We start from the raw sequence: 24,943 nt of genomic DNA on the forward strand, positions 1-24,943 counted from the left end.
TCAGCGACCGAGAGCCATGGCAAGATCGGCATAGATGATTTCAGCAAGCTCGCGGGCGGCCCGTGTCTCCGCGTCACGCACGGCACGGAGCTTTGCGAACTCCTGCCGCGGATAATCGAAGAGAGCTACCCCCGAACGACGGCCTGTCTTCAGCACCGTGTCGTCCGATATCCGCTTCAGCGTATAAGTGCCCATGACGACGGCTCGACCCGAGTTTGCCGTATCGGAGGTTTCATCGAGAAGAATACCCTCGACACCACCGCTGACAGTCAGGTCGACCCGATATTCCGGGGTCTTCGTTTCGTCACCGCCGCTGGTCAAGAAGATCAATCGGTTGCGCGTCTCGAGGCCGATGCGGCTGGTCGCTTCGGAATAGGCGATCGCAGCCAATGCGCCGCGGGTTTCGCCATTGGTGTCCTGATAGAGCGGACGAGCCTGGCAGCCCGCCATCAGCAGAGCCGTGCCGATCAGAACCGAGCGCCGAAGCAGCTTGGAAGGCTTGAATTCAGAGGACAATGTTCACGATCCTTAGCGGGACAACGATGATCTTCTTCGGGGCCTGGCCATTGAGAACGGCTTTGACGGCGTCGAGCGCCAGAACGGCTTCCTGGACGGCATTCTGGTCTGCGTCGCGCGCGATTGTCAATTCGGCACGCTTCTTACCATTGATCTGCACCGGCAGAACGATCTCGTTTTCGGCGACCAGCGCCTCGTCGAACTGAGGCCAGTCTGTCTTGGCGATCAGGCCGTCATTTCCGAGAACTGACCAGCATTCCTCGGCGAGATGCGGGGTCATTGGAGCGATTAGGTGCACCAGGATCTCTGCTGCGTTGCGGGCAGCGGCCAGGTATGCTGCATCTCCCTGCCCTGCCGCAACATTCGTCAGCGGTGCAGCCAGCGCATTGACCAGTTCGTAGATGCGCGCAATCGCCTTGTTGAAGGCCAGCTTGTCGAGGTCACCCTGGACAGCCTTCAAGGTCTTGTGCGCCGCCTGCGAGATTACCAGTCCGTCGCCGTCCTTAGCCGGATTCGAAGGTACGGACTTCAACCGCTCGGCAGCTTCCGAGACGAGACGCCAGACGCGTTGAACGAAGCGGTGCGCGCCTTCGACGCCCGATTCCGACCAGATGACGTCACGATCTGGAGGCGAGTCTGAGAGAACGAAGAAGCGGGCGGTATCGGCGCCGTAGGAGCCGATGATGTCATCGGGATCGACGACATTCTTCTTCGACTTCGACATCTTTTCGATCGAGCCGATCCTGGCTTCCTGACCATTGCTGAGCAGGAACGCGCGACGTGCACCATCGGTCTCTTCGATACGCAGATCTGCCGGGGCGACCCACTCGCGCTGCAGACCTTCGCCGATGCTGTAGGTTTCGTGCACGACCATGCCCTGGGTGAAGAGGCCCTTGAAGGGTTCCTTCAGATCGAGATGACCGGTTTCGCGCATGGCGCGCGTGAAGAAGCGCGAATAGAGCAGGTGCAGGATCGCGTGCTCAATGCCGCCGATATACTGGTCGACCGGCAGCCAGCGGTTGGCAACGGCGGGATCCGTCGGATTGTCTTCCCAGGGTGCCGTGAAACGCGCGAAATACCAGCTCGAATCGACGAAGGTATCCATGGTGTCCGTCTCGCGACGGGCGTCTTTGCCGCAGTGGGGGCAGGCAACGTGTCGCCAGGTCGCGTGACGGTCGAGAGGATTGCCCGGCTTGTCGAAGCTGACGTCGTCAGGCAGCTTCACCGGCAAATCCTTCTTCGGGACCGGCACGACGCCGCAGTCATCGCAATGGATGACCGGGATCGGGCAGCCCCAATAGCGCTGGCGGGAGATACCCCAGTCGCGCAGGCGGAAATTGACCTTGCGTTCGCCCTGCGGCGTGCCGTTGAGCTGCTGGGACGAAAGGCGGTTTGCGACGTCTTCGAAGGCTTCCGCTGTGGAGAGCCCATCCAGGAAGCGCGAATTGATCATCACGCCGTCATCGGTGAACGCGGTGTCGCCGACTGCAAAGCTTGCGGCGTCACCATCCCTCGGCATAACGACCGGGACGACGGGCAGGTCATACTTGCGGGCGAAATCGAGGTCGCGCTGGTCGCCGGAGGGGCAGCCGAAGATCGCGCCCGTGCCGTATTCCATGAGCACGAAGTTCGCGACATAGACCGGCAGCTCCCAGTTCGCATCGAGCGGGTGCTTCACGCGGATACCGGTGTCGATACCCTTCTTCTCGGCCGTCTCCAGCGCTGCGAGCGACGTGCCTGCATGGCGGCATTCCTGGCAGAAGGCGTCTACGGCTGCGTCGCGCGCGGCGGCTTCCTTGGCCAAGGGGTGATCAGCGGCGATTGCCAGGAAAGATGCGCCAAAGAGGGTATCGGGCCGGGTGGTGTAAACGGTCACTTCGCCGGCTTCGCTGCCGGAGGCGACTTCCCAGCGGATGGCCATGCCTTCCGAGCGGCCAATCCAGTTCTTCTGCATCAACCGGACCTTTTCCGGCCAGTTATCGAGTTCGTCGAGCGCGTCGAGCAGGTCCTGGCTGAAGTCGGTGATCTTGAAGAACCACTGGGTCAGTTCCCGCTGTTCGACCAGCGCGCCGGAGCGCCATCCACGGCCATCGATGACCTGCTCATTGGCGAGCACGGTCATGTCTTCCGGGTCCCAGTTGACCTTGGAGTTCTTTCGATAGACCAGGCCCTTTTCCAGGAAGTCCAGGAAGAGGTGCTGCTGGCGATGGTAGTAGTCGACGTCACAGGTCGCGAATTCGCGCGACCAGTCGAGCGACAGGCCCATGGACTTCAGCTGACCGCGCATGGTCGCGATGTTCTCATAGGTCCAGGCCTTGGGGTGGACCTTGTTCTTCATCGCGGCATTTTCCGCCGGCATGCCGAAGGCGTCCCAGCCCATCGGATGCAGCACATTGTAGCCCCGTGCCCTTTTGTAGCGTGCGACGACATCGCCCATCGCATAGTTGCGGACATGGCCCATATGGATGCGTCCCGACGGATAGGGGAACATCTCAAGCACGTAGTATTTCTCGCGCGGGTCGGCATTGTCGGTCTCGAAGACCTTGTCTTCGGACCATTTCGCCTGCCAACGGGGCTCGGCGTCGCGCGGATTGTAACGTTCGGTAGCCATGGATCGCATTTCCGGGAATAGCATCAAAAAGAGAGGGCCGACCTTCATCATGAAACCGGCCAAGCGTCAAGTTTTTGAGGCATTCGCAAGGCCTTTCCCGCCAAGCGCTTGCCATGGCCGCAGCCTGCCTTTAACCCCTTGCCGAAAGATCTGATGACACCAGATATCGGGCAGATGAAAACGAGGGTTGGGCATGTCGGTTGAAGAGCGGCTCCAGGACGTCCGGGGCAAAATCGCTAAGGCTGCACAGGAGGCCGGTCGTGAGCCGGATTCGATTTCACTCGTCGCGGTTTCCAAGACCTTCGATGCCGAGCATATCCGCCCGACGATTGTCGAGGGTCAGCGGGTGTTCGGGGAAAACCGTGTGCAGGAAGCCCAGGGGAAATGGCCTGATCTGAAGGCGGAAACCCCTGATCTCGAACTGCATCTGATCGGCCCGCTTCAGTCGAACAAGGCAGCCGATGCTGTCGCGCTGTTCGATGTCATCGAGACAGTCGATCGCGAGAAGATCGCCCGAGCGCTCGCAGAGGAGACAAAGCGGCAGGGCCGGTCGATACGGTTTTACATCCAGGTCAACACCGGTCTCGAGCCTCAGAAGGCGGGGATTGCGCCCGATGATGTTGGGTCTTTTGTCGCGCTTTGCCGCGATGAACTTGCGATGCAAGTCGAGGGCCTCATGTGCATCCCGCCGGTCGATGAGAATCCCGGGCCACATTTCGCTCTGCTTACCAAACTCGCCGAAGAAAACGGGCTTTCGAAGCTGTCGATGGGCATGTCCGGCGATTTCGAGACCGCCATCGGCTTTGGAGCAACGAGCGTCAGAGTCGGATCGGCAATTTTTGGCACACGTTAAGTTGCCTTAGACCTTCGGCATAGCGCTTTGGTCTCTCTTTCCTCCTTCCTTCGTCGATCCTAAAATGATGCCAAAGGCGAAAGCCTCAAGCGTTGTCATGGGAGGATCGACATGCGCGAGAGCTATCAGGACATCTACGATTCCTGGACAGCAGATCCGGAGGGCTTCTGGGCCACGGCTGCGGAACAGGTTCATTGGTTCAAGGCGCCGGACGCGGTCTTCGACGCCTCACAAGGCACCTATGGTCGCTGGTTTCTCGGTGGAGAGACCAATACCTGCTACAATTGCATCGACCGTCATGTGGAAGCCGGGCGTGGTGCTGATACGGCCGTCATCTATGACAGTCCAATGACCGGTCAAACGGCACGTTACAGTTATGACCAGGTGCTGACGGAAGTCTCTGCGATAGCGGCCGTCTTGCGCAATCACGGCGTCGCGAAGGGCGATAGGGTCATCATCTACATGCCGATGATCCCGGAAGCCGTCTTCTCGATGCTTGCCTGCGCGCGTATCGGCGCCGTGCATTCCGTGGTCTTCGGCGGCTTTGCGGCGCATGAGCTCGCGACCCGCATCGACGATTCCGGCGCCAAAGTGGTTATCGGCGCGAGCTGCGGTCTCGAGCCTGGACGTATCGTCCCCTACAAGCCGATGCTCGACCAGGCAATCGACATGGCTAAGGTGAAGCCCGATTACTGCCTGATTTTGCAGCGCGACCAGTATCACGCGCCGCTCCGCTACGAGCATGGCGATGTCGATCTGGCCCAGGCGATCGAACAGGAAAAGATCAACGGCTCGTCTGTCGAATGCGTGCCGGTGGCCGCGACCGACCCGCTTTACGTTCTCTATACATCGGGAACGACCGGTCAGCCCAAGGGCGTGGTGCGCGATAATGGCGGCCATATGGTCGCTCTCAACTGGACCATGAAGAACATCTACGGCGTCAAGCCTGGAGAAGTCTTCTGGGCCGCCTCCGACATCGGATGGGTCGTCGGCCATTCCTACATTGTCTATGGTCCGCTCTTGGCCGGCAATGCCACCGTGATCTTCGAGGGCAAGCCGGTGGGCACGCCGGATGCCGGCACCTTCTGGCGTGTGGTGAGCGACCATGATGTGAAGGCGCTGTTCACGGCGCCGACGGCCTTCCGTGCGATCCGTCGTGACGACCCCGAGGGCGAACATGTCGCGCGCTATGACATCTCCGGTCTTCGCGCACTCTTCCTGGCCGGTGAGCGGGCCGATCCGGAAACGCTGAAATGGGCAGAACGGATCCTGAAAATTCCTGTCATCGACCATTGGTGGCAGACGGAAACAGGTTGGGCGATCGCCGCAAACCCGGCGGGCTTGGGGCTGCTTCCCGTGAAACACGGATCCCCGACCAAGGCCATGCCGGGTTACACGCTCGAAGTGCTCGACGACGCGGGACATCCGGTCGCTCCTGGCACGCTTGGAAACATCGTCGCGAAGCTTCCCCTTCCTCCGGGTTGTCTGGTTACCTTCTGGAATGCCGACGAGCGTTTTCGCGCCTCTTGCCTCGAAGAGTTTCCCGGCTACTACAAGACGGCGGATGCCGGCATCATTGACGAAGACGGCTATGTCTTCGTCATGGCGCGGACCGACGACATCATCAATTGCGCTGGTCACCGTCTCTCGACCGGTGCCATGGAAGAGGTCTGCGCCATGCATCCCGATGTGGCGGAATGCGCTGTTATCGGGATTGCCGACGAATTGAAGGGACAGATCCCCTGCGGCTTCCTGATCCTGAAGAAGAATGTGCATCGCGACCATGCTGTGATCGCCAAGGAAGTCGTTCAGTTGGTGCGTGACGAAATCGGGCCAGTGGCAGCTTTCAAGATGGTACTGATGGTCGATCGTCTGCCGAAGACGCGCTCGGGCAAGATCCTGCGTGGCACGATGCAGAAGATCGCCGACGGTCTGCCCTGGAAGATGCCCGCGACGATCGACGATCCTGCGATCCTCGACGAGATCACCGCCGTGTTGCAGGCGCATGGTCAGGTCCCGGCATCCACCAAAGCGGTTGCAAGCACCTGAACCATCAGGCGGGCAAGAAAAAACCCCGGCCGCCTTGGGCTGCCGGGGCGCATCGCTTGTACCGATCTCTGATCAGTACTGGTCGTCTTCGTCGTCATTCTTGCGGTCGGACTTGAGCGACTGCAGCTTGGCGAAGACGGCGTTGGCGTCGATTTCCTTCTCTTCTTCGCGCTCGTAGCCGAAGCCGAGGTTTTCAGTCTCGCTTGCAGACTGCAGAGTCGCGCCGAGTTCGGCAGCGGTCGGCAGCGGACGACCCTTCGATGCCTTTTCGACTTCGAGATCGAGGTCGATCTGGCTGCAGAGGCCAAGCGTGACCGGGTCCATCGGTGCGAGGTTGGCCGAGTTCCAGTGCGTGCGCTCGCGGATCTGCTCGATCGTCGACTTGGTGGTGCCGACGAGACGCGAGATCTGGGCGTCCTTCAGTTCCGGATGGTTGCGAACCAGCCAGAGGATGGCATTCGGACGATCCTGACGCTTCGAGACCGGCGTATAACGCGGGCCGCGGCGCTTCGAGTCGGGGACGCGGACCTTCGGCTCGGAAATCTTCAGCTTGTAGTTCACGTCCTTTTCAGCGCGTGCGATTTCGTCGCGCGAGAGCTGGCCGGTCGCAATCGGGTCGAGGCCCTTGATGCCCTGAGCTGCTTCGCCGTCTGCAATTGCCTTCACCTCGAGCGGGTGCAGCTTGCAGAACTGCGCGATCTGGTCGAATGACAGCGCGGTATTGTCGACGAGCCATACAGCGGTCGCCTTCGGCATGAGCAGTGTCTGGGCCATGGATACAATCCTTCTGAGGGTCCGCGCCGGTTGTCGCGGGCCGTGGGTTTAAACCACTATTTCCGGGAATTCGGCGTCCTTATAGCGATTATGTAACGAAATTGCAATTCGCGAAGTCACGAATGACCTTTGTCTAATTGCTGGCCATGTTGCACCTGCTATGAATGGCGGCGATAGGCCGGGGAGGACGGTCCTGGTCGCCATTAGTGGCCCGTCAACATGAGGAGGAGTTCATGTCAGCCAAAACCTATCCGGTGCTGAAATCGGCAAAAACCCGCGCCCTGATCGATGATGACAAATACCAGAAATGGTATCAGGAGAGCATCGAGGACCCCGAGAAGTTCTGGGGCAAACACGGCAAGCGGATCGACTGGTTCAAGCCGTATACGAAGGTCAAGAATACGTCCTTCAAGGGCAAGGTTCCCGTCAAGTGGTTCGAAGACGGCCTCACCAACGTCTCCTATAACTGCATCGACCGCCACCTCAAGACGCATGGCGAACAGACCGCCATCATCTGGGAAGGCGACAACCCCTATATCGACAAGAAGATCACCTATAACGAGCTCTACGAGCATGTTTGCCGTATGGCGAACGTCTTGAAGAAGCACGGCGTCAAGAAGGGTGATCGCGTCACCATCTACATGCCGATGATTCCGGAAGCGGCCTATGCAATGCTGGCCTGCGCCCGCATTGGTGCCATCCATTCGGTCGTCTTCGGCGGCTTCTCGCCGGAAGCACTCGCAGGCCGTATCGTCGACTGCGAATCAACCTTCGTGATTACCTGCGATGAGGGCGTTCGCGGCGGCAAGCCGGTGCCGCTCAAGGAAAACACCGACATCGCGATCGACATCGCCGCCAAGCAGTATGTCATCGTCAACAAGGTTCTGGTCGTGCGCCGCACCGGTGGCAAGATCGGCTGGGCACCGGGCCGCGACATCTGGCATCACCAGGAAGTGCATACGGTCAAGGCAGACTGCCCGCCGGTGAAGATGAAGGCAGAAGATCCGCTGTTCATCCTCTACACCTCCGGTTCAACGGGCAAGCCGAAGGGTGTCATGCACACCACGGGCGGTTACCTTGTCTATGCCTCGATGACGCATGAATATGTCTTCGACTATCACGATGGGGACGTCTACTGGTGTACGGCCGATGTCGGCTGGGTCACAGGGCACTCCTACATCGTATACGGGCCGCTTTCGAACTGCGCGACGACGCTGATGTTCGAAGGCATTCCGACCTTCCCCGATCAGGGACGGTTCTGGGAAGTGATCGAGAAGCACAAGGTCAACATCTTCTACACCGCCCCGACCGCGATCCGCTCGCTGATGGGTGCGGGTGACGATTTCGTCAAGCGTTCGGACCGTTCGTCGCTCCGTCTTTTGGGTTCCGTCGGCGAGCCGATCAATCCGGAAGCCTGGGAATGGTATTACAACGTCGTCGGCGAGCAGAAGTCGCCTGTTGTCGATACCTGGTGGCAGACCGAAACCGGCGGGATCATGATCACGCCGCTGCCGGGTGCGACCAATCTCAAGCCGGGTTCGGCAACCAAGCCATTCTTCGGGATCAAGCCTGAGCTTGTTGACAATGAAGGCAATGTTCTGGAGGGGGCGACCGACGGCAATCTCTGCATCACCGACAGCTGGCCTGGTCAGGCACGCTCCGTCTATGGCGACCACGACCGTTATGTGCAGACCTACTTCTCCACCTACAAGGGCAAGTACTTCACAGGTGACGGCTGCCGCCGGGACGAAGACGGCTATTACTGGATCACGGGCCGCGTCGACGACGTCCTGAACGTGTCCGGTCACCGCCTCGGAACGGCGGAAGTCGAATCGGCTCTGGTTTCGCACCACCTCGTTTCCGAAGCGGCCGTCGTCGGCTATCCGCACACTATCAAGGGCCAGGGCATCTATTGCTATGTCACCCTGATGTCGGGTCACGAGGGCAATGATGCGCTCAGAGCCGATCTGGTGAAGCATGTGCGGACGGAAATCGGTCCGATCGCGACGCCGGACAAGATCCAGTTTGCACCCGGTCTGCCGAAGACGCGCTCGGGCAAGATCATGCGCCGCATTCTGCGCAAGATCGCCGAGGACGATTTCGGCGCGCTTGGCGATACCTCGACGCTGGCCGATCCGGCTGTCGTGGACGACCTGATCGCGAACCGCCAGAACAAGATCGCCTGATCAAAACAGATCTCAATCAAAAGAGGGGCTTCCGCCGGGAGCCCCTTTTTCGTGTCAGTCATTTGGGCAGGGCCGCTTGCTTTTCGTCCGCCCGTTATAGGGTTCGACCAGACCTGCCTGTAGGAGAAGCTCCGCCGGTCGAGTGCCATTCGACAATTTGAGATCGGCGACTACGCGGCCGAAATACTTGTCGCCGGAGATTGCGGTCAACTGCACCATCCGCTCGCCCTCGACCAGGCTCGTGAGCTCGCTCTTCGCCTCAAGGGCCGCCTCACGAAAGGCGGGGCATTTCGACCCCAGCTCGGGCGCATCGATGCCGCGCAGGCGCACATAGGTGCTAACCTTGTGATCTGGCCAAGGCATTGCTTCCACAAGGACCGTGTCGCCATCGATGATCTTCACGACCTCGGCCGTAACAGGCCCTTCGATCTGGCGGCTGGATGCGCTTACCGGCGCTTCGGACGCCAGCATCAGGAAAACTGTCAAAGGAACAAGTGCTGATCGGAACATTCTAGGAATGTATTCCGACATTTGACCCAAATCAATGGGTAATTATTCCTCAAAAATCGATCGCGCGACCCTTGATCTCCCAATCTCCGAAGCGCGCTGGATCGGCACCACCGCGTCCGCCGATTTCGGGCGGCATCTGCTGAGCTTCCTCCTTCCGGCGTCGCTCCTCCGCTTCGGCGAGTGCCCGTTTCGCAGCCGGGCTCAGTTCACGCGGCTTTTCCTCGACACTGCCTTCGGCTTCACGATCTTCTGACATCACATCGTCCTTTGCTGAGACGGCATTTCATGCGCAAACATTGAAATTGGGGTCGGCGCTTTTTAAATCAACAGGCGAAAACGGCAACAGAATTGCCAAGAGCGCTGCTTTTAGAGGACCACGACATGAATACCATGCGGACTGCCATGCTGCTCGCCTTCATGACTGCCCTCTTCATGGGCGTCGGCTTCCTGATCGGAGGCAGAGGCGGTATGATGATTGCCTTCGTTGTCGCTGCGGGCATGAACTTCTTTTCCTATTGGAATTCTGACAAGATGGTGCTGCGCGCCTATCGCGCCCAGGAGGTCGATGAGCGGACGGCTCCCGAATTCTACGTCATGGTGCGGGATCTGGCGCGCAATGCGGGTCTGCCCATGCCGAAGGTCTATGTCTTCGACAACCCGCAGCCGAATGCCTTTGCGACAGGGCGCAATCCGCAGAATGCAGCCGTTGCTGCGTCCACCGGGCTGTTGCAGCGGCTCAGCCCGGAAGAGGTCGCAGGTGTCATGGCCCACGAGCTGGCCCATATCGAGAACCGCGACACGCTCACCATGACCATCACCGCCACACTGGCGGGTGCGATCTCGATGCTGTCGAACTTCGCCTTCCTGTTTTCCAGCGGGCGTGACGATCGCAACAATCCGCTCGGCTTTGTCGGTGTCCTCATCGCGATGATTGTTGCCCCGCTGGCTGCCATGCTGGTCCAGATGGCCATCAGCCGGACGCGCGAATATGCGGCCGACCGCCGCGGGGCGGAGATCTGCGGGCAGCCCCGCTGGCTCGCATCGGCCCTGCAGAAGATCGCCGGCGACGCGTCTCACATCGAGAACGTGGAGGCGGAGCGCAATCCGGCGACCGCCCATATGTTCATCATCAATCCCTTGAACGGTCAGCGGATGGACAATCTCTTTTCGACTCATCCCAACACGCGCAATCGCATCGAAGCGCTAATGGCCATGAGCGATATCCGGCCTGGGGGATCGACGCCGCCTGAGGCCCCTGTTAAGGCAACGCGAACTGCGCGTTCTGTTCCGACCACCGGTTGGGGACGCGGTAAAGCCGAACCACCCAAGGGACCATGGTCTTGAACGACACATCGACGGGCAAACCGAAAAGCAAGCACAATGGCAACAGGAAGCATGGAGATCATGCCTCTCGGCAGCCCTTGAAGCCGGGGCTCGAAGCCCGAATTGCCGCAAGCCGGATCCTGGCAGCGGTAATCGATCGGAAGACGTCGCTCGACGGCATGCTGGATTCAGAGCATGGCAATCCTGCATTTTTGCCGTTGAACGATGCCGATCGCGGCCTCGTGAAGGCCATCCTTCAGAGCGCACTGCGCCATCTGCCGCGGATCGAGGCGATAATTGCGGAACTGCTAGACACTCCGCTGCCGGACGGCGCCCGCTCCCTGCATCACCTTCTGATCGTGGCTGCGGCGCAGATGCTCTATCTCGATGTGCCCGATCATTCGGCTGTTGACCTTGCTGTGGAGCAGGCCAATGGCGATCCCAGAAGTCGTCGTTTCTCGAAGCTGGTAAATGCCATCTTGCGCCGCATCGGTCGTGAGAAGGCGGAGCTTCTCGCTGCCGTGGATGATCTTCCCTGTATGCCGGATTGGTTTATGGCGCGCCTGACGGCAGTCTATGGTGATCAGCGAGCACTTGCGATCGCTGCGTCCCAGCTGGAGTCCCCGACGATCGATTTGACCGTAAAGTCGGATGCAGCCGGCTGGGCTGCGCGGCTTGGCGGACAGGTTTTGCCGACCGGCAGTGTCCGTCTCGAGCGGTTTCGTGGATCGGTGACCGCACTCGAAGGTTTCGAGGATGGTGAGTGGTGGGTGCAGGATGCCGCCGCCGCGATTCCGGCAAAGTTGTTCGGTGATCTCACAGGAAAACGGGTTGCCGATCTTTGCGCCGCACCTGGCGGCAAGACGGCACAGTTGGTGCTCGCCGGCGGCGATGTTCTGGCCGTCGAGCAATCGAAGTCGCGCCTGAAGCGTCTGGAGTCCAATCTCCAGCGCCTGGGAGTTTCGGTCGAAATCCGGTGTGCGAACCTGCTCGACCTCGACGAGAACGAGACGTTCGATGCGATCCTGCTCGATACACCCTGTTCATCGACCGGCACGACGCGTCGCCACCCGGATGTTCTCTGGACGAAGAATGCGGCCGATATCGCCAAGCTCGCCGAGCTGCAGGAGAAGTTGCTGCGTCACGCCGTAACACTGTTGAAGCCGGGTGGCTGTCTGGTCTTTTCCAACTGCTCCATTGACCCTTCCGAAGGCGAAGAGATTGTTGCCCGGGTGTTGGCGGAGATCCCTGACCTGCGCCTGCAGCCGATCGATCCGGCCGACTGGCCCGGACTGGAAGCAGCGATCACCGCCAAGGGTGAATTCAGGACCACGCCCGACATGCTTCGAGAAAATGGCGGGCTTGATGGCTTCTACGCCGCGGTCATTGCTAAAACTTAACTAATATCTCAATAAACCTGTTGGGAAGTCTGCGTGAACGTGGACCGTTGCTCCGCATGACCGGGGCACGGCGATATGACTTGTCATTTCGTGCCCATCGCCAGGAGCCCGAAGGCCCTATCCCTTCGCATTGCTCGGGCTCGGACAACCGGAATGGCTGGATCATCATGATCTGGTGACAGGAACCATTATGCGAATCAATGATCGCGTCCGACTGATCTCGCTGCACGTCGCCGAAACCTGGCGACGCATGCGGCAGGCGGCTGCCATCGTTATGCCTTCGGCGGTGCAGCGCGGGGCTTTCCGCGTGAACCGAGTCGTCGTGGCACCGACAGATCTCAGGGCGATCGACTCGTTTGTGGCGGATGAGATCGTCAACGGGCGCTTTCCACTCGCCGGACGTGTTCTGGATACCGAGGGTCAATCTCCCTTCGAACTGGAGCTGCCGTCCGTCCAGTTTGCACGCCGCCTGCACGGTTTTGGCTGGCTGCGCCATATTCGCGCCGACAAGACGGCTGCCGCCTGCGACAACGCGCGATGGATCACGGACCAGTGGATCAGCCTGCATGGCGGCCGTAGCAAGGGTGTCGCCTGGGACAATGAGGTCGTGTCCCGGCGGATCATCAGCTGGCTTTCGCATTCACCGATCGTGCTGCACGAAGCCGATGCGGGCTTCTACCGTCGGTTCACGTCCTCACTTGGGCAGCAGGTGCGCCACCTTCAGCGCCGTGCTGATTCGATGCCCGACGGTCTCCCGCGCCTCAAGGCGCGCATCGCCATCGCCATGGCGTCGATCGCAGCCGAGGCGCGTCCGGCGGCAGTCCGCCGCGCGGGACGGTTGCTTGACCGGGAGCTTGAGCGGCAGGTTCTGGCGGATGGAAGCCATGTCTCGCGCAATCCGCAGGCCTCTGTCGATCTGCTTTTCGACCTTCTGCCTCTGCGCCAAAGCTATATCAATCTCGGTCATGAGGTTCCCGCCAAGCTTATTCCGGTCATCGACCGCATGTACCCGGCCGTGCGTTTCTTCCGCCACAGCAGCGGCGATTTGGCTCTGTTCAACGGTGCAAGTTCCTCGCTGGCCACCGATCTCATGAGTGTTCTCAGATATGACGAGACGGCTGGGCAGCCCTTCAAGGCCTTGCCGCATGGGGGCTATCAGCGGCTTTCCGGTGGTGACACGACGATCCTGGTCGACACAGGCAAACCCCTCTCGGCACGGCTTTCGAGCACGGCCCACGCCGGTTGTCTCTCGTTCGAATTGTCCTCCGGACGGAACCGTTTCCTCATCAATAGCGGCTCACCGCGCTTTGCAGGGGAGCGGCTCCGTCAATTGGCGCGTGCTACGGCTGCCCATAGCACCGTGTGCATTGGTGACGTTTCCTCGGCGCGGATCGCGCAGTCGTCCCGCCTCGGCACGATCATGCTGTCGGGCCCCTCCAAAATCGAGGTCGAACGACAGACCGGTCCCGATGGCAGTGACCGGCTGTCGGCACGGCACGACGGCTATGTGAAGCGTTTCGGTGTCCTGCATGAGCGAGAGATCCGGATCAACGAGCAGGGCACCAAGATCGCCGGGCGGGACCGCCTGCTGTTGCCGGACGGCCTGCCGACTCCCAATCTGCCGGGTGCAGAGGTCATTGCGCGTTTCCATGTTCATCCGACAATCACCGTCGAGCGTTCCGACGATCGGAAGATCAGGCTGGTGGCTCCTGATGGCGAGAGCTGGTCCTTCTCCATCCCGGTCGGCGAAATCGCCATTGGTGAAGATGTCTTCTTCGCCGATGTTTCGGGCATCCGTCCGTCGCAGCAGCTGGAGATCGTCTTCGAGGGGCCGGAAATACGCTGGTTTCTCGCGCATCACGCCTGATGGCGGGGATCTTGCGGTTTCCTCACAGGTGAAGCTGTGCTAGGCGGCGGCATCGCGCCCGCTGCCGCATTTCCGGGCGCCCGCCAGCTCGGAGTGAACCATGGCCGTCGTTTCCAAAAAGATCCCCGCCCCTGACCTCGTGCGCGTGCGTACCGCACTTCTCTCGGTGTCCGACAAGACCGGTATCGTCGAATTCGCGCAGGCGCTGCACCAGCGCGGCGTACGTCTTCTGTCGACTGGCGGCACCCACAAGGCTCTTGCTGCGGCCGGCTTGCCGGTCATCGACGTCTCCGAGATCACGGGCTTCCCCGAGATCATGGATGGCCGCGTCAAGACGCTGCATCCGCTGGTCCATGGTGGTCTGCTGTCGATCCGGGATGATGCAGAGCATGTCGAGGCGATGAAGGCGCATGGCATCGAAGCCATCGATCTCTCGGTGATCAACCTCTATCCCTTCGAGCAGGTTCGCGCGGCCGGTGGCGACTATCCGACCACCGTTGAAAACATCGACATTGGTGGACCGGCCATGATCCGCGCTTCGGCGAAGAACCACGCCTATGTCACGGTCGTCACCGATGCTGCCGACTATGCCGAGGTGATTGCCGCGCTCTCCGAAAATGACGGCCAGACGACCTATGCGCTGCGCCAACGGCTTGCGGCCAAAGCTTATGCCCGCACCGCTGCCTATGACACTGCGATCTCCAACTGGTTTGCAGAAGCGCTCGAGATCGAGATGCCTGCCTACCGGACCGTTGGCGGCGTCTTGAAGGAAAAGATGCGCTACGGCGAGAACCCGCATCAGAGCGCGGGCTTCTATGTCACCGGCGACCACCGTCCCGGTGTTGCGACCGCGACGCTGCTGCAGGGCAAGCAGCTTTCATACAACAACATCAACGATACGGATGCGGCGTTCGAACTCGTCGCCGAATTCCCGCCGGAAAACGGCCCGGCCTGCGCGATCATCAAGCATGCCAATCCTTGCGGCGTCGCGACAGGTTCAAGCCTGGTCGAGGCCTACAAGCGAGCGCTCGCCTGCGACAGCACCTCGGCGTTCGGCGGCATCATCGCGCTCAACCAGCTCCTCGATGCCGAGACCGCGCAGGAAATCGTCAAGCTCTTCACCGAAGTCATTATTGCGCCTGAAGTCACCGACGAGGCCAAGGCGATCATCGCCGCCAAGCCGAACCTGCGCTTGCTGACCACGGGCGCCCTGCCCGATCCGCGCGCCCGCGGCGTCATGGCCAAGACGGTCTCCGGTGGTCTGCTTGTCCAGAGCCGCGACAATGTCATGGTCGAGGATCTCGACCTCAAGGTGGTGACCAAGCGCGCGCCGACCGCCACCGAGCTCGAGGACATGAAGTTCGCCTTCAAGATCGCCAAGCACGTGAAGTCGAATGCCGTCATCTACGCCAAGGACGGCCAGACCGCCGGCATCGGCGCCGGCCAGATGAGCCGCGTCGATTCCGCCCGCATTGCAGCGCTGAAGGCCGAAGACGCTGCCAAGGCTCTCGGCCTTGCGGCACCGCTGACCAAGGGGTCGGCCGTTGCATCCGAGGCATTCTATCCCTTCGCTGACGGTCTTCTGGCAGCGATCGCAGCAGGTGCCACGGCTGTCATCCAGCCCGGTGGTTCGATGCGCGACGAAGAAGTGATTGCAGCCGCCGACGAGCACGGCGTGGCGATGGTCTTTACCGGCGTCCGTCACTTCCGCCATTGAGGAAGCCCGATCGCTGATGAAAACAAATGGCCGGTGGGGCGATCCACCGGCCTTTTTTTATAGGCTCGTCCCCTTGTCCGTTGCCGGGTAATTCGTCCTCAAGAGAAGGACGAGGCCGCCAATCAGAAAAACCAGCAGTGTGGCCATGCCGGCGCGTGGCGAGCCCGACCAGGCCGTTACCACCGAAAAGGAGAGCGTCGCGAGGAAGCTCGTCGCGCGACCTGACAAGGAGTAGATACCGAAATAACGGCCGGCTTCGTGCAGTTCGACGCTGCGGGCGAGATAGGAGCGCGACGAGGCCTGGACAGGGCCGAAGGACATGCCAATCAACAGGCCGTAGAGGACGTAGGCCTTTTCGGCGGGGGTGGCGAACAGTCCGTCGGTGCCTGTGATCGGCAGGCTCACCAGCCCGAAGAGGGTGAAGTCGACGCCGGTCGAGATGATCCCGAAGGTGGCAATGATCAGCAATCCTAAGCTCACCAGGACCACCACTTTGGAGCCGAGTGCCCTATCCACGCGACCGGCCACGAGGCAGCCGAAGATCGCGACGATGTTGAGGATGATCCCGTAGATGCCGATTTCCATCGTCGACCAGCCGAACATGGCTGCAGCGAAGACACCGCCCAGCACGAGAAGTCCGTTGACGCCGTCCTGATAGATCATACGGGCGATGAGGAAACGCAGGATATTGCTGCGGTGGCGTAATTCGCCAAGTGTCGAGCGGATCTCGCGAAGACCCGACCGGACGGCCGCTCCGAAAGCTTTGCCCTTCGCTGCATCCGGGGTGAAGAAGAACATCGGCAAGATGAAGATCAGATACCAGACCGCGGAAATCGGGCCGGTGATGCGAGCATCCTCGCCGGCTGCCGGGTCCAGCCCGAACAGCGGATCGAACCCGATCAGCGTCTTTCCGGTCGTCGGGTTGCCGGCAAGGAAGAGCACCACGAAGATCAGCACGATCATGCCGCCCATGTAGCCCATGCCCCAGGCAATGTTGGACACGCGCCCGACATCCTGCTGGCTGACGAGGCGCGGCATCATGGAATCATTGAAGACGATGGAAAACTCCGCTGCGATACTGGCGAGGATCATCAACAGCATCACGAGAGCGACGGGCGATCCCGGAGCGGCTGTCCAGAGAAGGGCGAGGCAGGCGATCTTGATCAGCGCGAAGAAGGCGATCCAGGGCTTCCTGGACCCGGACTCGTCGGCGATTGAACCGAGAATGGGTGCAAGGATGGCAATGATGACGCCGGAAATCGTCGCGGCATTGCTCCAGGCGGTCTGTGCGCTTACCGGATCATCGGTCATCCGCGAGACGAAATACGGACCGAAGATGAAGGTCGTGACTACGGTGAAGAAGGGCTGCGCTGCCCAGTCAAAAAACATCCAGCCACGGACACCCCTGTCGATGGGGCCGTGGCTGGTCTTCACGTCTTCACTTGTCGTCACAGGCATCCCCCAGAGGCTCTAAAGCCCCGGGACAGTGTCACCTCACGTGGTCCTGTGCAAGATCACCCAGAAGTCCGGCAGCGACCGCGAGCTTGGAAATGCTCGGTTCGCCGCTGTCGACGATCGATGCCAGTTCCTTGCCGATCCGCTCGACACGGTTCTTGTCCGTCGCGATCCATGCCTGAACCGGTTGTGGATCCTGGCCGTGGCTCGTCAGCGCCACACAGACGATCTGTCTGCGTGCCTGACCGATCCGGTCGAGGCTGCGCGTCAGGGCCAGACTGTCATAGTGGTCCGTCGTCTGGATCCGTCCGGCATTCTCGATGATGCGGCCGATACGGAAGGCCTCGGAGACAGCGAAGAAGCCGCGCATGGCTCCAGCGAAATCGGCGCCGGTTCGCTCGGCAATCTGCAGGATCTCGGGCAGCAGCTGCATGGTCTGCAGATTGACGACCTCAGCCGCCAGGGCTTGCGGTGCGCCGGCTTCGATGAGGGCGGCAATCTGGTCGTCGAAATGCTGTCGAAGGGCGGCCGGAACCGTCTTCTTGAACACGGGTGACGCCGAAGCCACCGCAGCCTTCAACTGCGTCACGGCATCGCCGATCGATCCCTTGACGAAGCCGGTATCGATCAGCAACCGGGTCATGGCCGCATAGATCTCCGAGATGATCGCGTAGAGCCTGTTCTGCGTCTGCCCCGGGATGCGGGCGTCCAGGGCGTCGATCTTGTCCCAGAGCGGCGTCAGACCGAGCGCCTCGCGGGTGACCAGTGCGGCCTTGACGACGGTGTCAGGAGAGCTCCCCGTCGCGTCGCAGACCGAAACGACAAAACCGGGGCCGCCTCGGTTGATGGCGTGGTTGGCAAGAACCGTCGCGATGATTTCACGGCGGAGGCGATGTGCAGCGATGTCGGTCGCAAAGGTATCGCGCATGGCGGCCGGGAAGTAATTGAACAGCGTCGCCTCGCAGTAACTGTCGTCCGGAAGATCCGACTCGATCAACTGATCGAAGAGCACGATCTTCGCATAGGAGAGAAGCACGCCGATTTCCGGTCGGGTCAGCGCCTTGCCCGAGACGTAGCGCTCTGCGACGCCTGCGGAATCCGGAAGTGTCTCGACCTTGCGGTTAAGGCGTCCCATGCCCTCGAGATAATCCATGAGCCGGCTCAGCTCTTCGCGGTTGCCGGCACCCTTGGCTTCAGTAAGTGAGATCGACAGCGACTGGAGATAGTTGTTGCGCAACACGAGATCTGCAACTTCGTCCGTCATCTCGGCGAGCAGCACATTGCGCTTCTCCCGTGGCAGACGCCCCTCCAGCATGGCCGGGCTCAGGGCGATCTTGATGTTGACCTCGACGTCCGAGGAATTCACCCCGGCCGAGTTGTCGATCGCATCGGAATTGCAGCGGCCACCATTCAAGGCGTAGGCGATACGGCCCTTCTGGGTCACACCCAGGTTGGCACCTTCGCCGATGACCTTGGCGCGGACATCCGCGGCGCTCACACGGATCGCATCATTGGCGCGATCACCGACCTCGGCGTCGGTCTCCGCCGCCGCCTTGATGTAGGTGCCGATGCCGCCGAACCAGAGGAGATCGACCGGCGCCTTCAAGATTGCCGTCATGATGTCCATCGGCGTGGCGGTGGTCGTTGCAAGGCCGATTGCCTCGGCCGCCTCCGGGGTGAGTTTCACGGATTTCTCTGCACGAGAGATGATCATCGCCCCGGCCGACAGGGTCGAGCGGTCATAGTCCTGCCAACTGGATCGCGGCAGGTTGAACATCCGCTTGCGTTCGGCAAACGAGATGGCCGGATCGGGATTGGGATCGATGAAGATGTCGCGATGGTCGAAGGCCGCGATCAGCCTGATCTGTTCCGACAGCAGCATGCCGTTGCCGAAGACGTCGCCCGACATGTCGCCGACGCCAGCCACGGTGAACGGCGTCTTCTGGATGTCGGTATCGATTTCACGGAAGTGACGCTTGACCGTTTCCCAGGCGCCGCGGGCGGTAATGCCCATCTTCTTGTGGTCGTATCCAGCAGAACCGCCAGAGGCGAAGGCATCGTCGAGCCAGAAGCCGGCTTCCTGAGCGAGGCCGTTCGCCGTGTCGGAGAAGGTCGCCGTGCCCTTGTCGGCGGCCACGACGAAATAGGGATCATCGCCATCCGGCCGGAGGGTCTCCGCTGGCGGAACGATCTCACCGGCAACGATGTTGTCGGTGATCGACAGGAGGGTGCGGATGTAGGTCTTGTAGGCTTCCGTGCCGGCTGCGAACCAGGCTTCGCGGTTGGTCGCAGGGGGGAGCTGTTTGGGGAAGAAGCCGCCCTTCGCACCGACCGGCACGATCACGGCATTCTTGACTTGCTGCGCCTTGACGAGGCCAAGCACTTCCGTGCGGTAGTCCTGCGCGCGATCCGACCAGCGCAGACCGCCTCTGGCGACCTTGCCGAAGCGCAGATGGACGCCTTCGACCTCGACGCCGTAGATGAAGATTTCGCGGAACGGACGCGGTTCGGGTAGGCCTTCCAGCTTGTGCGGATCGAACTTGAAGGCAAGCATCGGGCGATCGCTCTGTTGATAGCCCTTCTGGTAGAAGTTGGTTCTGAGTGTCGCCTCGATCGCATTGATGTAGCGACGCACGATGCGGTCTTCATCAAGGATCTTGACGTCGTTCAGCTTGCTTTCCAGCGCGTCAAGCAGTTCTGCGTGGCGGGTCTTGCGGCTTTTCTCAGCCAGCGAGACATCGAAGCGGTTCTTGAAGAGGGTCACCAGGTCGGCTGCGATGGCCGGGTGTTTGGTCAGCGTTTCCGCCATGTAGGTCAGGGGATAGACCGCGCCGGCCTGCCGGAGATAGGCGGCATAGGCCCTCAGTACCGATGCTTCGCGGGCAGTGACGCTTGCCGCCAGGATCAGGCGGTTGAATGCGTCGTTATCGACTGCACCCGTAAAGGCCGCAAGAAAGGCCTCTTCAACCTGTGTCGCATGCTGTTTGATGTCGAAGTTTATCCCGTCTGGAACCTGCAGTTCCATGTCGTGGAGAACGACAACACTCTGGTCGTCGTCGGAGCGACCGATGCCGATGTCGAAGGTGCGCTCGCTGATCACCCGGAAACCGAGGTTTTCAAGCAGAGGGACACGACGCGACAGGGGCAGATGATCACCCATGTGGAAGATCTTGAGATAGAGAAGCGGGCCGCGCTCGTCCGTCACCTGGTGGAATTCGAGCGACAGCGGGGCTCCTGCGATGCAGGCCTTGATGTGCTTGAGATCGCTGACCGCCTCTTCGGGGGTAAAGGCTTCCTCGAATGCCTGCCCCACTTCAAGCGTCGGCGCGCCTTTGCCGGCAAGGGCCGCGAACCGATCCGCCCAGCGAGCAGTGATCTGGCGAACCGCCTCTTCAAGCGTTGCTTGAGGGATCTGAGGAGTCGTCCCTTCGCGTCGGCCGATGATGATGTGCACGCGGGCCACGCCGCCTTCGGGGAAGGCCGGATAGAAGGCTGAAACATGCCCCTTGTAGACGGACTGGAAATAAAGGCCGATCTTCTCGCGGACCATGGAGTTGTAGTCTTCGCGGGGGACGTAAACGATCAGGGAGACGAAACGATCGAAATGGTCGATGCGCGGCAAGACGCGCACCCGCGGGCGTTCGGAGAGATCGTTGATCTGTTCGCAGAACTTTGCCAGCAGGTCGGGTGTGATCTGGAAGAGGTCGTCGCGGGGATAGTTTTCCAGCGTGTTCTGCAGCATGCGGCCGGAATGGCTACGAGGGTCGAAGTCGAAATGGGACACGACCTTCTCGACCTTGGCGCGCAAGAGCGGGATCTGATTGACCGAGCGCGTATAGGCGGTGGCTGTAAACAGGCCGACGATGCGGAGCTCGCCTGCGACCTTGCCGTTCGGTCCGAAGCGCTTGATGCCGACATAGTCCATGTAGGCGCGGCGGTGGACGACGGATTTGACATTCGCCTTGGTGACGATGAGGTAGTCGGGACCTTGCAGGAAGGCGAGGATCTCGGGGGTCGTCGTCACCTGGTTCTGCCCCTGGCGAAGCACGCGAACATCAGGGTCCGAGAGAATGCCGAGGCCGCTGCCCTTGTCGCGCTCAACGGTCGCTTCGGCTCCATCGCCCGAATAGGTGTATTCCCGCATGCCGAGGAAGGTGAAATTGTTGTTACGGAGCCACTCGATGAAGGCAACCGCCTCGTCGCGCTCGGCTTCGGTCCGTCCGGCAGACAGGTCCCGAAGCTCGGAAAGCGCTGTTTCCAGCAGATTCAGCATGGGCTTCCAGTCGGTCGCCGCCATCTTGACCTGCGCCAGCACGTTCTGGAGCCGCCCTATCAAATCGGCGGACTGCTCCGCTGAGAGCGGCGCCAGATGAAGTTGAATATAGCTGACCTTGATCGCACCTTCCGGATCCGAATCCGGGTTGGAGAGCGAGATGTCACCGCGCGGTGTCACGGCTAGGATAGGATGGACCGCCATATAGATGTCGCGATAGTGGCTGGTCACCTCGCCCATCAGCGAATCGTAGAGGAAGGACTTGTTATGGTCGACGATGGAGAGAACGCTGACCGGAATGCCGTTCGGGCTCACGCCCTCGATGGTATCGATGCTGATATGGGGTGTCGTGCGATCCCAACCCGCAATGTCACTTGCGGCTCTCGAGGCCGATCGTGCCAGCATGGACGCTTCGTAGCGATCCAGGTCGTCGTTGCTTGCCCTTCCGAATATGACTTTGGGCGATACATGGGCTCCGCCCTGTTCTCGCGCCATCTGCTCCGCATTTTCCAGCAACTCATCCCGCTTGCTGAACCCGGTCCTGCCCATGTACCCCTCCGTAAATCGCGCCTTTGCGCTTCATCTTCACGCAAATGGCTTGCAAAAGTATGTATGGAACAGGAATAGGAAAAAATCAGGCGAAAATATGCGGTCAAATTCGTAATATTCAGGAAATTTTTGTACCAGATGGTGTCTTTCCAGTTCGATTGCTGGCTTAGAAAGCGAATCACATAAAATGCGCGAATTCAGCAAGGGTGCAGTTATCGTCATTTCGAGCCATGTGGTCCGAGGATCCGTGGGCAACAGAGCCGCCGTGTTCGCCCTGGAAGTCCTGGGTCGGCCAGTCTGGGCACTTCCGACAATCGTGCTTCCCTGGCATCCGGGACATGGTCCGGCGACGCGTCTGCGATTTCCCGATGACGACTTCGACAGCGTGATCGATGACCTGATCAGGGCGCCCTGGCTCGGAGAGGTTTCCGCGATATTATCCGGATACTTCGGCAGCGCCCGCCAGCCGGCAGCCGTGGCTCGTCTCGTCGAAGCTGCAAAAGAAAAGAATCCGGATCTGATCTATGTGTGCGATCCCGTGATTGGCGATCTCGGAGGACTTTACGTGCCGGTCGAAACCGCAACGGCCATCCGAGAGCGGCTCATTCCGCTTGCCGATCTTGCGACACCCAATCGCTATGAACTGCAGTGGATGGCAGGACGCGAGCTGCCAAGCAACCAGGCGATCATAGAAGCGGCGGGCGATCTCGGACCGAAACGCATGCTGGTCACCTCCGCGGTGCCAATGATGGCCAAGGGAACAGGAAACCTCCTGCTCAGCGGTCGCTCGGCCCTGCTCGCCGAGCACCGGCTCATCGACAATCCGCCAAACGGCCTGGGCGATCTCCTGGCCGCCGTCTTTCTGGCGCGTCTTCTCGAAGGCATGGACGAAGAAAAAGCGCTGCAACTGGCGACGTCCAGTGTCTTCGAAATTCTGATGCAAACAGCCAAGCGCGGCGGTGACGAGCTGACTCTGGAGAGTGACGCCTCCAGCCTTTCGACCCCCATGGCCATGGTACAGATGCGCCGCCTCTTGCATCCCGCCGTGCGGAGGCCCGGTAGCGGCTCCTGATTTCCCAGGCAATTCTCTGGCGGCACTTGGTTGCCAGTGCCGTTCACGCGCTGTAATCGGTAGCGATGAGCCAATTTCCCTCCGCACTTCTCAACGGCTATCGCAACTTCATGAGCGGCCGGTATCACGATCAGCGTGACCGCTATCGCGTCCTTGCCGAGCAGGGGCAAAAGCCCAATACGCTGGTGATTGCGTGCTGCGATTCCCGGGCTGCGCCCGAGGTGATCTTCGATTCCATTCCGGGCGAGCTCTTCGTTGTCCGCAATGTTGCCAATATGGTGCCGCCCTACGAGCCGGACGGGCAGTACCACTCAACCTCGGCTGCCCTCGAATTCGCCGTCCAGGCCTTGCGTGTGCAGGACATCATCGTCATGGGCCACGGGCGATGCGGCGGTATTCGTGCAGCCCTTGATCCGAACGCCGAGCCACTCTCGCCGGGAGATTTCATCGGCAAGTGGATGAACCTCGTCGCGCCCGCTGCCGAGCAGATCCAGGGCAACTCCACCATGACGCCAGCCGAGCGCCAGACGGCCCTCGAGCGCATCTCCATCCGAAATTCGATTGCCAATCTGCGGACTTTCCCTTGCGTGAAGATCCTTGAGGAGCGCGGCAAGCTGCGCATCCACGGTGCCTGGTTCGACATCAGCAATGGGGAATTGTGGGTCATGGACCCGAAGACCAGGGACTTCGAACGGCTCGGTGCCGAGACCGGCAATTGATCAGCCTGTTATCGACTTTCACCTTTACCTGAAATGCGAAACGGCGGCCCGTGGCCGCCGTTTGCTTGTCGATTATTCGGCGTCGATCCGCGCGCCGATATAGGCAATTGCCTGCTGGTAGACGCTTGCGGCATTCCAACCCTGGATGGCGGCGTAGTTCGGCTCACCCTGCTGATAGCCGGCGCCTGGCTGCCAGCCATGGCCGCGCAAAAAGTTTGCGGTCGATGCGAGAGCGTCGGCGCGCGAACGGACCATGTCGATATGGCCATCGCCGTCACCGTCGACACCGAAGCGAATGACGTTGCGCGGCAGAAACTGTGTCTGGCCGATTTCGCCGTGGGCTGCGCCCTTGGCGTTCACATCGAGGTTGCCGGCCTGAACGAGTTCCAGCGCTGCGTAGAACTGGTCGGTGAAGAATGCGCTGCGGCGGCAATCGAAGGCGAGCGTGGCGACGGCCGAGAGGGTGTGCTCCTTGCCGAGGAAGGAGCCGAATCCGGTCTCCATGCCCCAGATGGCGATCAGCGGACCTGCCGGGACGCCATAACGCTTCTCAAGCCGTGCAAAGAGAGCCGCGTTGTTCTTCTTCATCGTCTTGCCGCGGTTGATGATAGTCTGTCCGCCGCGCTTCTGCATGAACTGATCGAAGGAGAGCTTGAAGCTCTTCTGACCGCGGTCTGCACTGATGGTGCTGCGGCTATAGTTGACCGCGGAGAAAACCTTATCGAGCATGCGCGGGCTGAAGCCCTGGGCAGCAGCCTGCTGCTTGAAAGCGGCGCTCCAATCTTCAAAGCCAGCGGAAGTGTTGCTGCAAGCAGCGGCGGCGGCGTGTTGCGTGCCGGCGAACAGCGCGACGACGGAAACGAGAGCCGCCGACAAAGTGGATGTCAGTCGCATTGATGCCTCATAACGGACTGTGGAGGGCGATTCGGCCGCACCATGCCAGTGAAAGATGACTTTGTCATCCGTCCAAAGCTAATGTAGGGCCGTGAAGGTCTCAAATCGGATCACTTTCAGCTGAAAGCGCCGTTCGAGGCTTCCCGTGTTCAATCGGGAAGCCTCTGCAGTAATA

General features: G+C 60.6%; 17 protein-coding genes. 9 read left to right on the top strand and 8 right to left on the bottom strand.

What is annotated here, in order from left to right:
* Positions 1-516 (bottom strand): hypothetical protein, encoded by a 516-nt coding sequence (locus SJY08_RS19135; protein ID WP_300890198.1) that lies wholly within the window; start codon positions 514-516, stop codon positions 1-3.
* The gene (gene leuS / locus SJY08_RS19140; RefSeq protein WP_300890199.1) at positions 506-3,127 is read right to left on the bottom strand and encodes a leucine--tRNA ligase; all 2,622 of its coding nucleotides are present in this window, start codon (positions 3,125-3,127) and stop codon (positions 506-508) included. Before leuS ends, SJY08_RS19135 begins: the two co-directional genes overlap by 11 nt.
* A gap of 193 nt (positions 3,128-3,320) precedes the next feature.
* Here leuS and SJY08_RS19145 point away from each other — a divergent pair, with 193 nt between their 5' ends.
* Together SJY08_RS19145 and SJY08_RS19150 are read left to right on the top strand one after the other, a co-directional pair.
* Positions 3,321-3,980, top strand: coding sequence for a YggS family pyridoxal phosphate-dependent enzyme (locus tag SJY08_RS19145; RefSeq protein WP_069042740.1), 660 nt, complete (start codon positions 3,321-3,323; stop codon positions 3,978-3,980).
* A gap of 111 nt (positions 3,981-4,091) precedes the next feature.
* A complete protein-coding gene (locus tag SJY08_RS19150; RefSeq protein WP_377277628.1) occupies positions 4,092-6,029 on the top strand; it encodes a propionyl-CoA synthetase in 1,938 nt (645 codons plus the stop codon).
* Positions 6,030-6,101: 72 nt separating this feature from the next.
* On the opposite strand, the gene SJY08_RS19155 is transcribed toward SJY08_RS19150, so the two are convergent.
* The gene (locus SJY08_RS19155; protein WP_300890201.1) at positions 6,102-6,803 is read right to left on the bottom strand and encodes a DUF1013 domain-containing protein; all 702 of its coding nucleotides are present in this window, start codon (positions 6,801-6,803) and stop codon (positions 6,102-6,104) included.
* 233 nt (positions 6,804-7,036) lie between these two features.
* Between SJY08_RS19155 and acs the strand changes: the two genes are divergently transcribed.
* Positions 7,037-8,989 (top strand): acetate--CoA ligase, encoded by a 1,953-nt coding sequence (gene acs, locus SJY08_RS19160; RefSeq protein ID WP_054150027.1) that lies wholly within the window; start codon positions 7,037-7,039, stop codon positions 8,987-8,989.
* Between the two features lie 54 nt (positions 8,990-9,043).
* On the opposite strand, the gene SJY08_RS19165 is transcribed toward acs, so the two are convergent.
* Positions 9,044-9,460 carry a thermonuclease family protein gene (locus tag SJY08_RS19165; protein WP_377277631.1) on the bottom strand — a complete coding sequence of 139 codons (417 nt, stop codon included), beginning with the start codon at positions 9,458-9,460 and terminating at the stop codon, positions 9,044-9,046.
* 88 nt (positions 9,461-9,548) lie between these two features.
* On the bottom strand, positions 9,549-9,755 hold the full coding sequence (locus SJY08_RS19170; RefSeq protein ID WP_377277633.1) for a DUF1674 domain-containing protein: 207 nt from the start codon (positions 9,753-9,755) through the stop codon (positions 9,549-9,551).
* 125 nt (positions 9,756-9,880) lie between these two features.
* Between SJY08_RS19170 and htpX the strand changes: the two genes are divergently transcribed.
* The 4 genes from htpX to purH all read left to right on the top strand — a co-directional run bounded on the left by htpX (position 9,881) and on the right by purH (position 15,806).
* A complete protein-coding gene (gene htpX, locus SJY08_RS19175) occupies positions 9,881-10,843 on the top strand; it encodes a zinc metalloprotease HtpX (RefSeq protein WP_377277635.1) in 963 nt (320 codons plus the stop codon).
* Positions 10,834-12,222 (top strand): RsmB/NOP family class I SAM-dependent RNA methyltransferase, encoded by a 1,389-nt coding sequence (locus tag SJY08_RS19180; protein ID WP_069042746.1) that lies wholly within the window; start codon positions 10,834-10,836, stop codon positions 12,220-12,222. Before htpX ends, SJY08_RS19180 begins: the two co-directional genes overlap by 10 nt.
* 190 nt (positions 12,223-12,412) lie before the next feature.
* Entirely contained in the window at positions 12,413-14,089 is a 1,677-nt protein-coding gene (locus SJY08_RS19185; protein WP_377277637.1) for a heparinase II/III family protein, read from the top strand.
* 100 nt (positions 14,090-14,189) lie between these two features.
* Positions 14,190-15,806, top strand: coding sequence for a bifunctional phosphoribosylaminoimidazolecarboxamide formyltransferase/IMP cyclohydrolase (gene purH, locus SJY08_RS19190; protein ID WP_153763297.1), 1,617 nt, complete (start codon positions 14,190-14,192; stop codon positions 15,804-15,806).
* 57 nt (positions 15,807-15,863) lie between these two features.
* Here purH and SJY08_RS19195 read toward each other — a convergent pair whose 3' ends face one another.
* The gene (locus SJY08_RS19195) at positions 15,864-17,195 is read right to left on the bottom strand and encodes an MFS transporter (protein ID WP_377278674.1); all 1,332 of its coding nucleotides are present in this window, start codon (positions 17,193-17,195) and stop codon (positions 15,864-15,866) included.
* Positions 17,196-17,295: 100 nt separating this feature from the next.
* Complete coding sequence (locus SJY08_RS19200; protein ID WP_377277640.1) at positions 17,296-22,083, bottom strand: NAD-glutamate dehydrogenase; 4,788 nt, start codon at positions 22,081-22,083, stop codon at positions 17,296-17,298.
* Positions 22,084-22,270: 187 nt separating this feature from the next.
* Here SJY08_RS19200 and pdxY point away from each other — a divergent pair, with 187 nt between their 5' ends.
* Positions 22,271-23,155, top strand: coding sequence for a pyridoxal kinase PdxY (pdxY, locus tag SJY08_RS19205; RefSeq protein WP_377277642.1), 885 nt, complete (start codon positions 22,271-22,273; stop codon positions 23,153-23,155).
* A 65-nt stretch (positions 23,156-23,220) separates the two neighbouring features.
* Positions 23,221-23,874: a carbonic anhydrase gene (locus SJY08_RS19210; RefSeq protein WP_069042752.1), complete on the top strand. Its 654-nt coding sequence runs from the start codon at positions 23,221-23,223 to the stop codon at positions 23,872-23,874.
* A gap of 72 nt (positions 23,875-23,946) precedes the next feature.
* Here SJY08_RS19210 and SJY08_RS19215 read toward each other — a convergent pair whose 3' ends face one another.
* Entirely contained in the window at positions 23,947-24,768 is an 822-nt protein-coding gene (locus SJY08_RS19215; RefSeq protein ID WP_054150038.1) for a lytic transglycosylase domain-containing protein, read from the bottom strand.
* Positions 24,769-24,943 lie beyond the last annotated feature (175 nt).

It is taken from the genome of Rhizobium sp. R86522, assembly GCF_042466255.1.
Lineage (GTDB): Bacteria > Pseudomonadota > Alphaproteobacteria > Rhizobiales > Rhizobiaceae > Allorhizobium.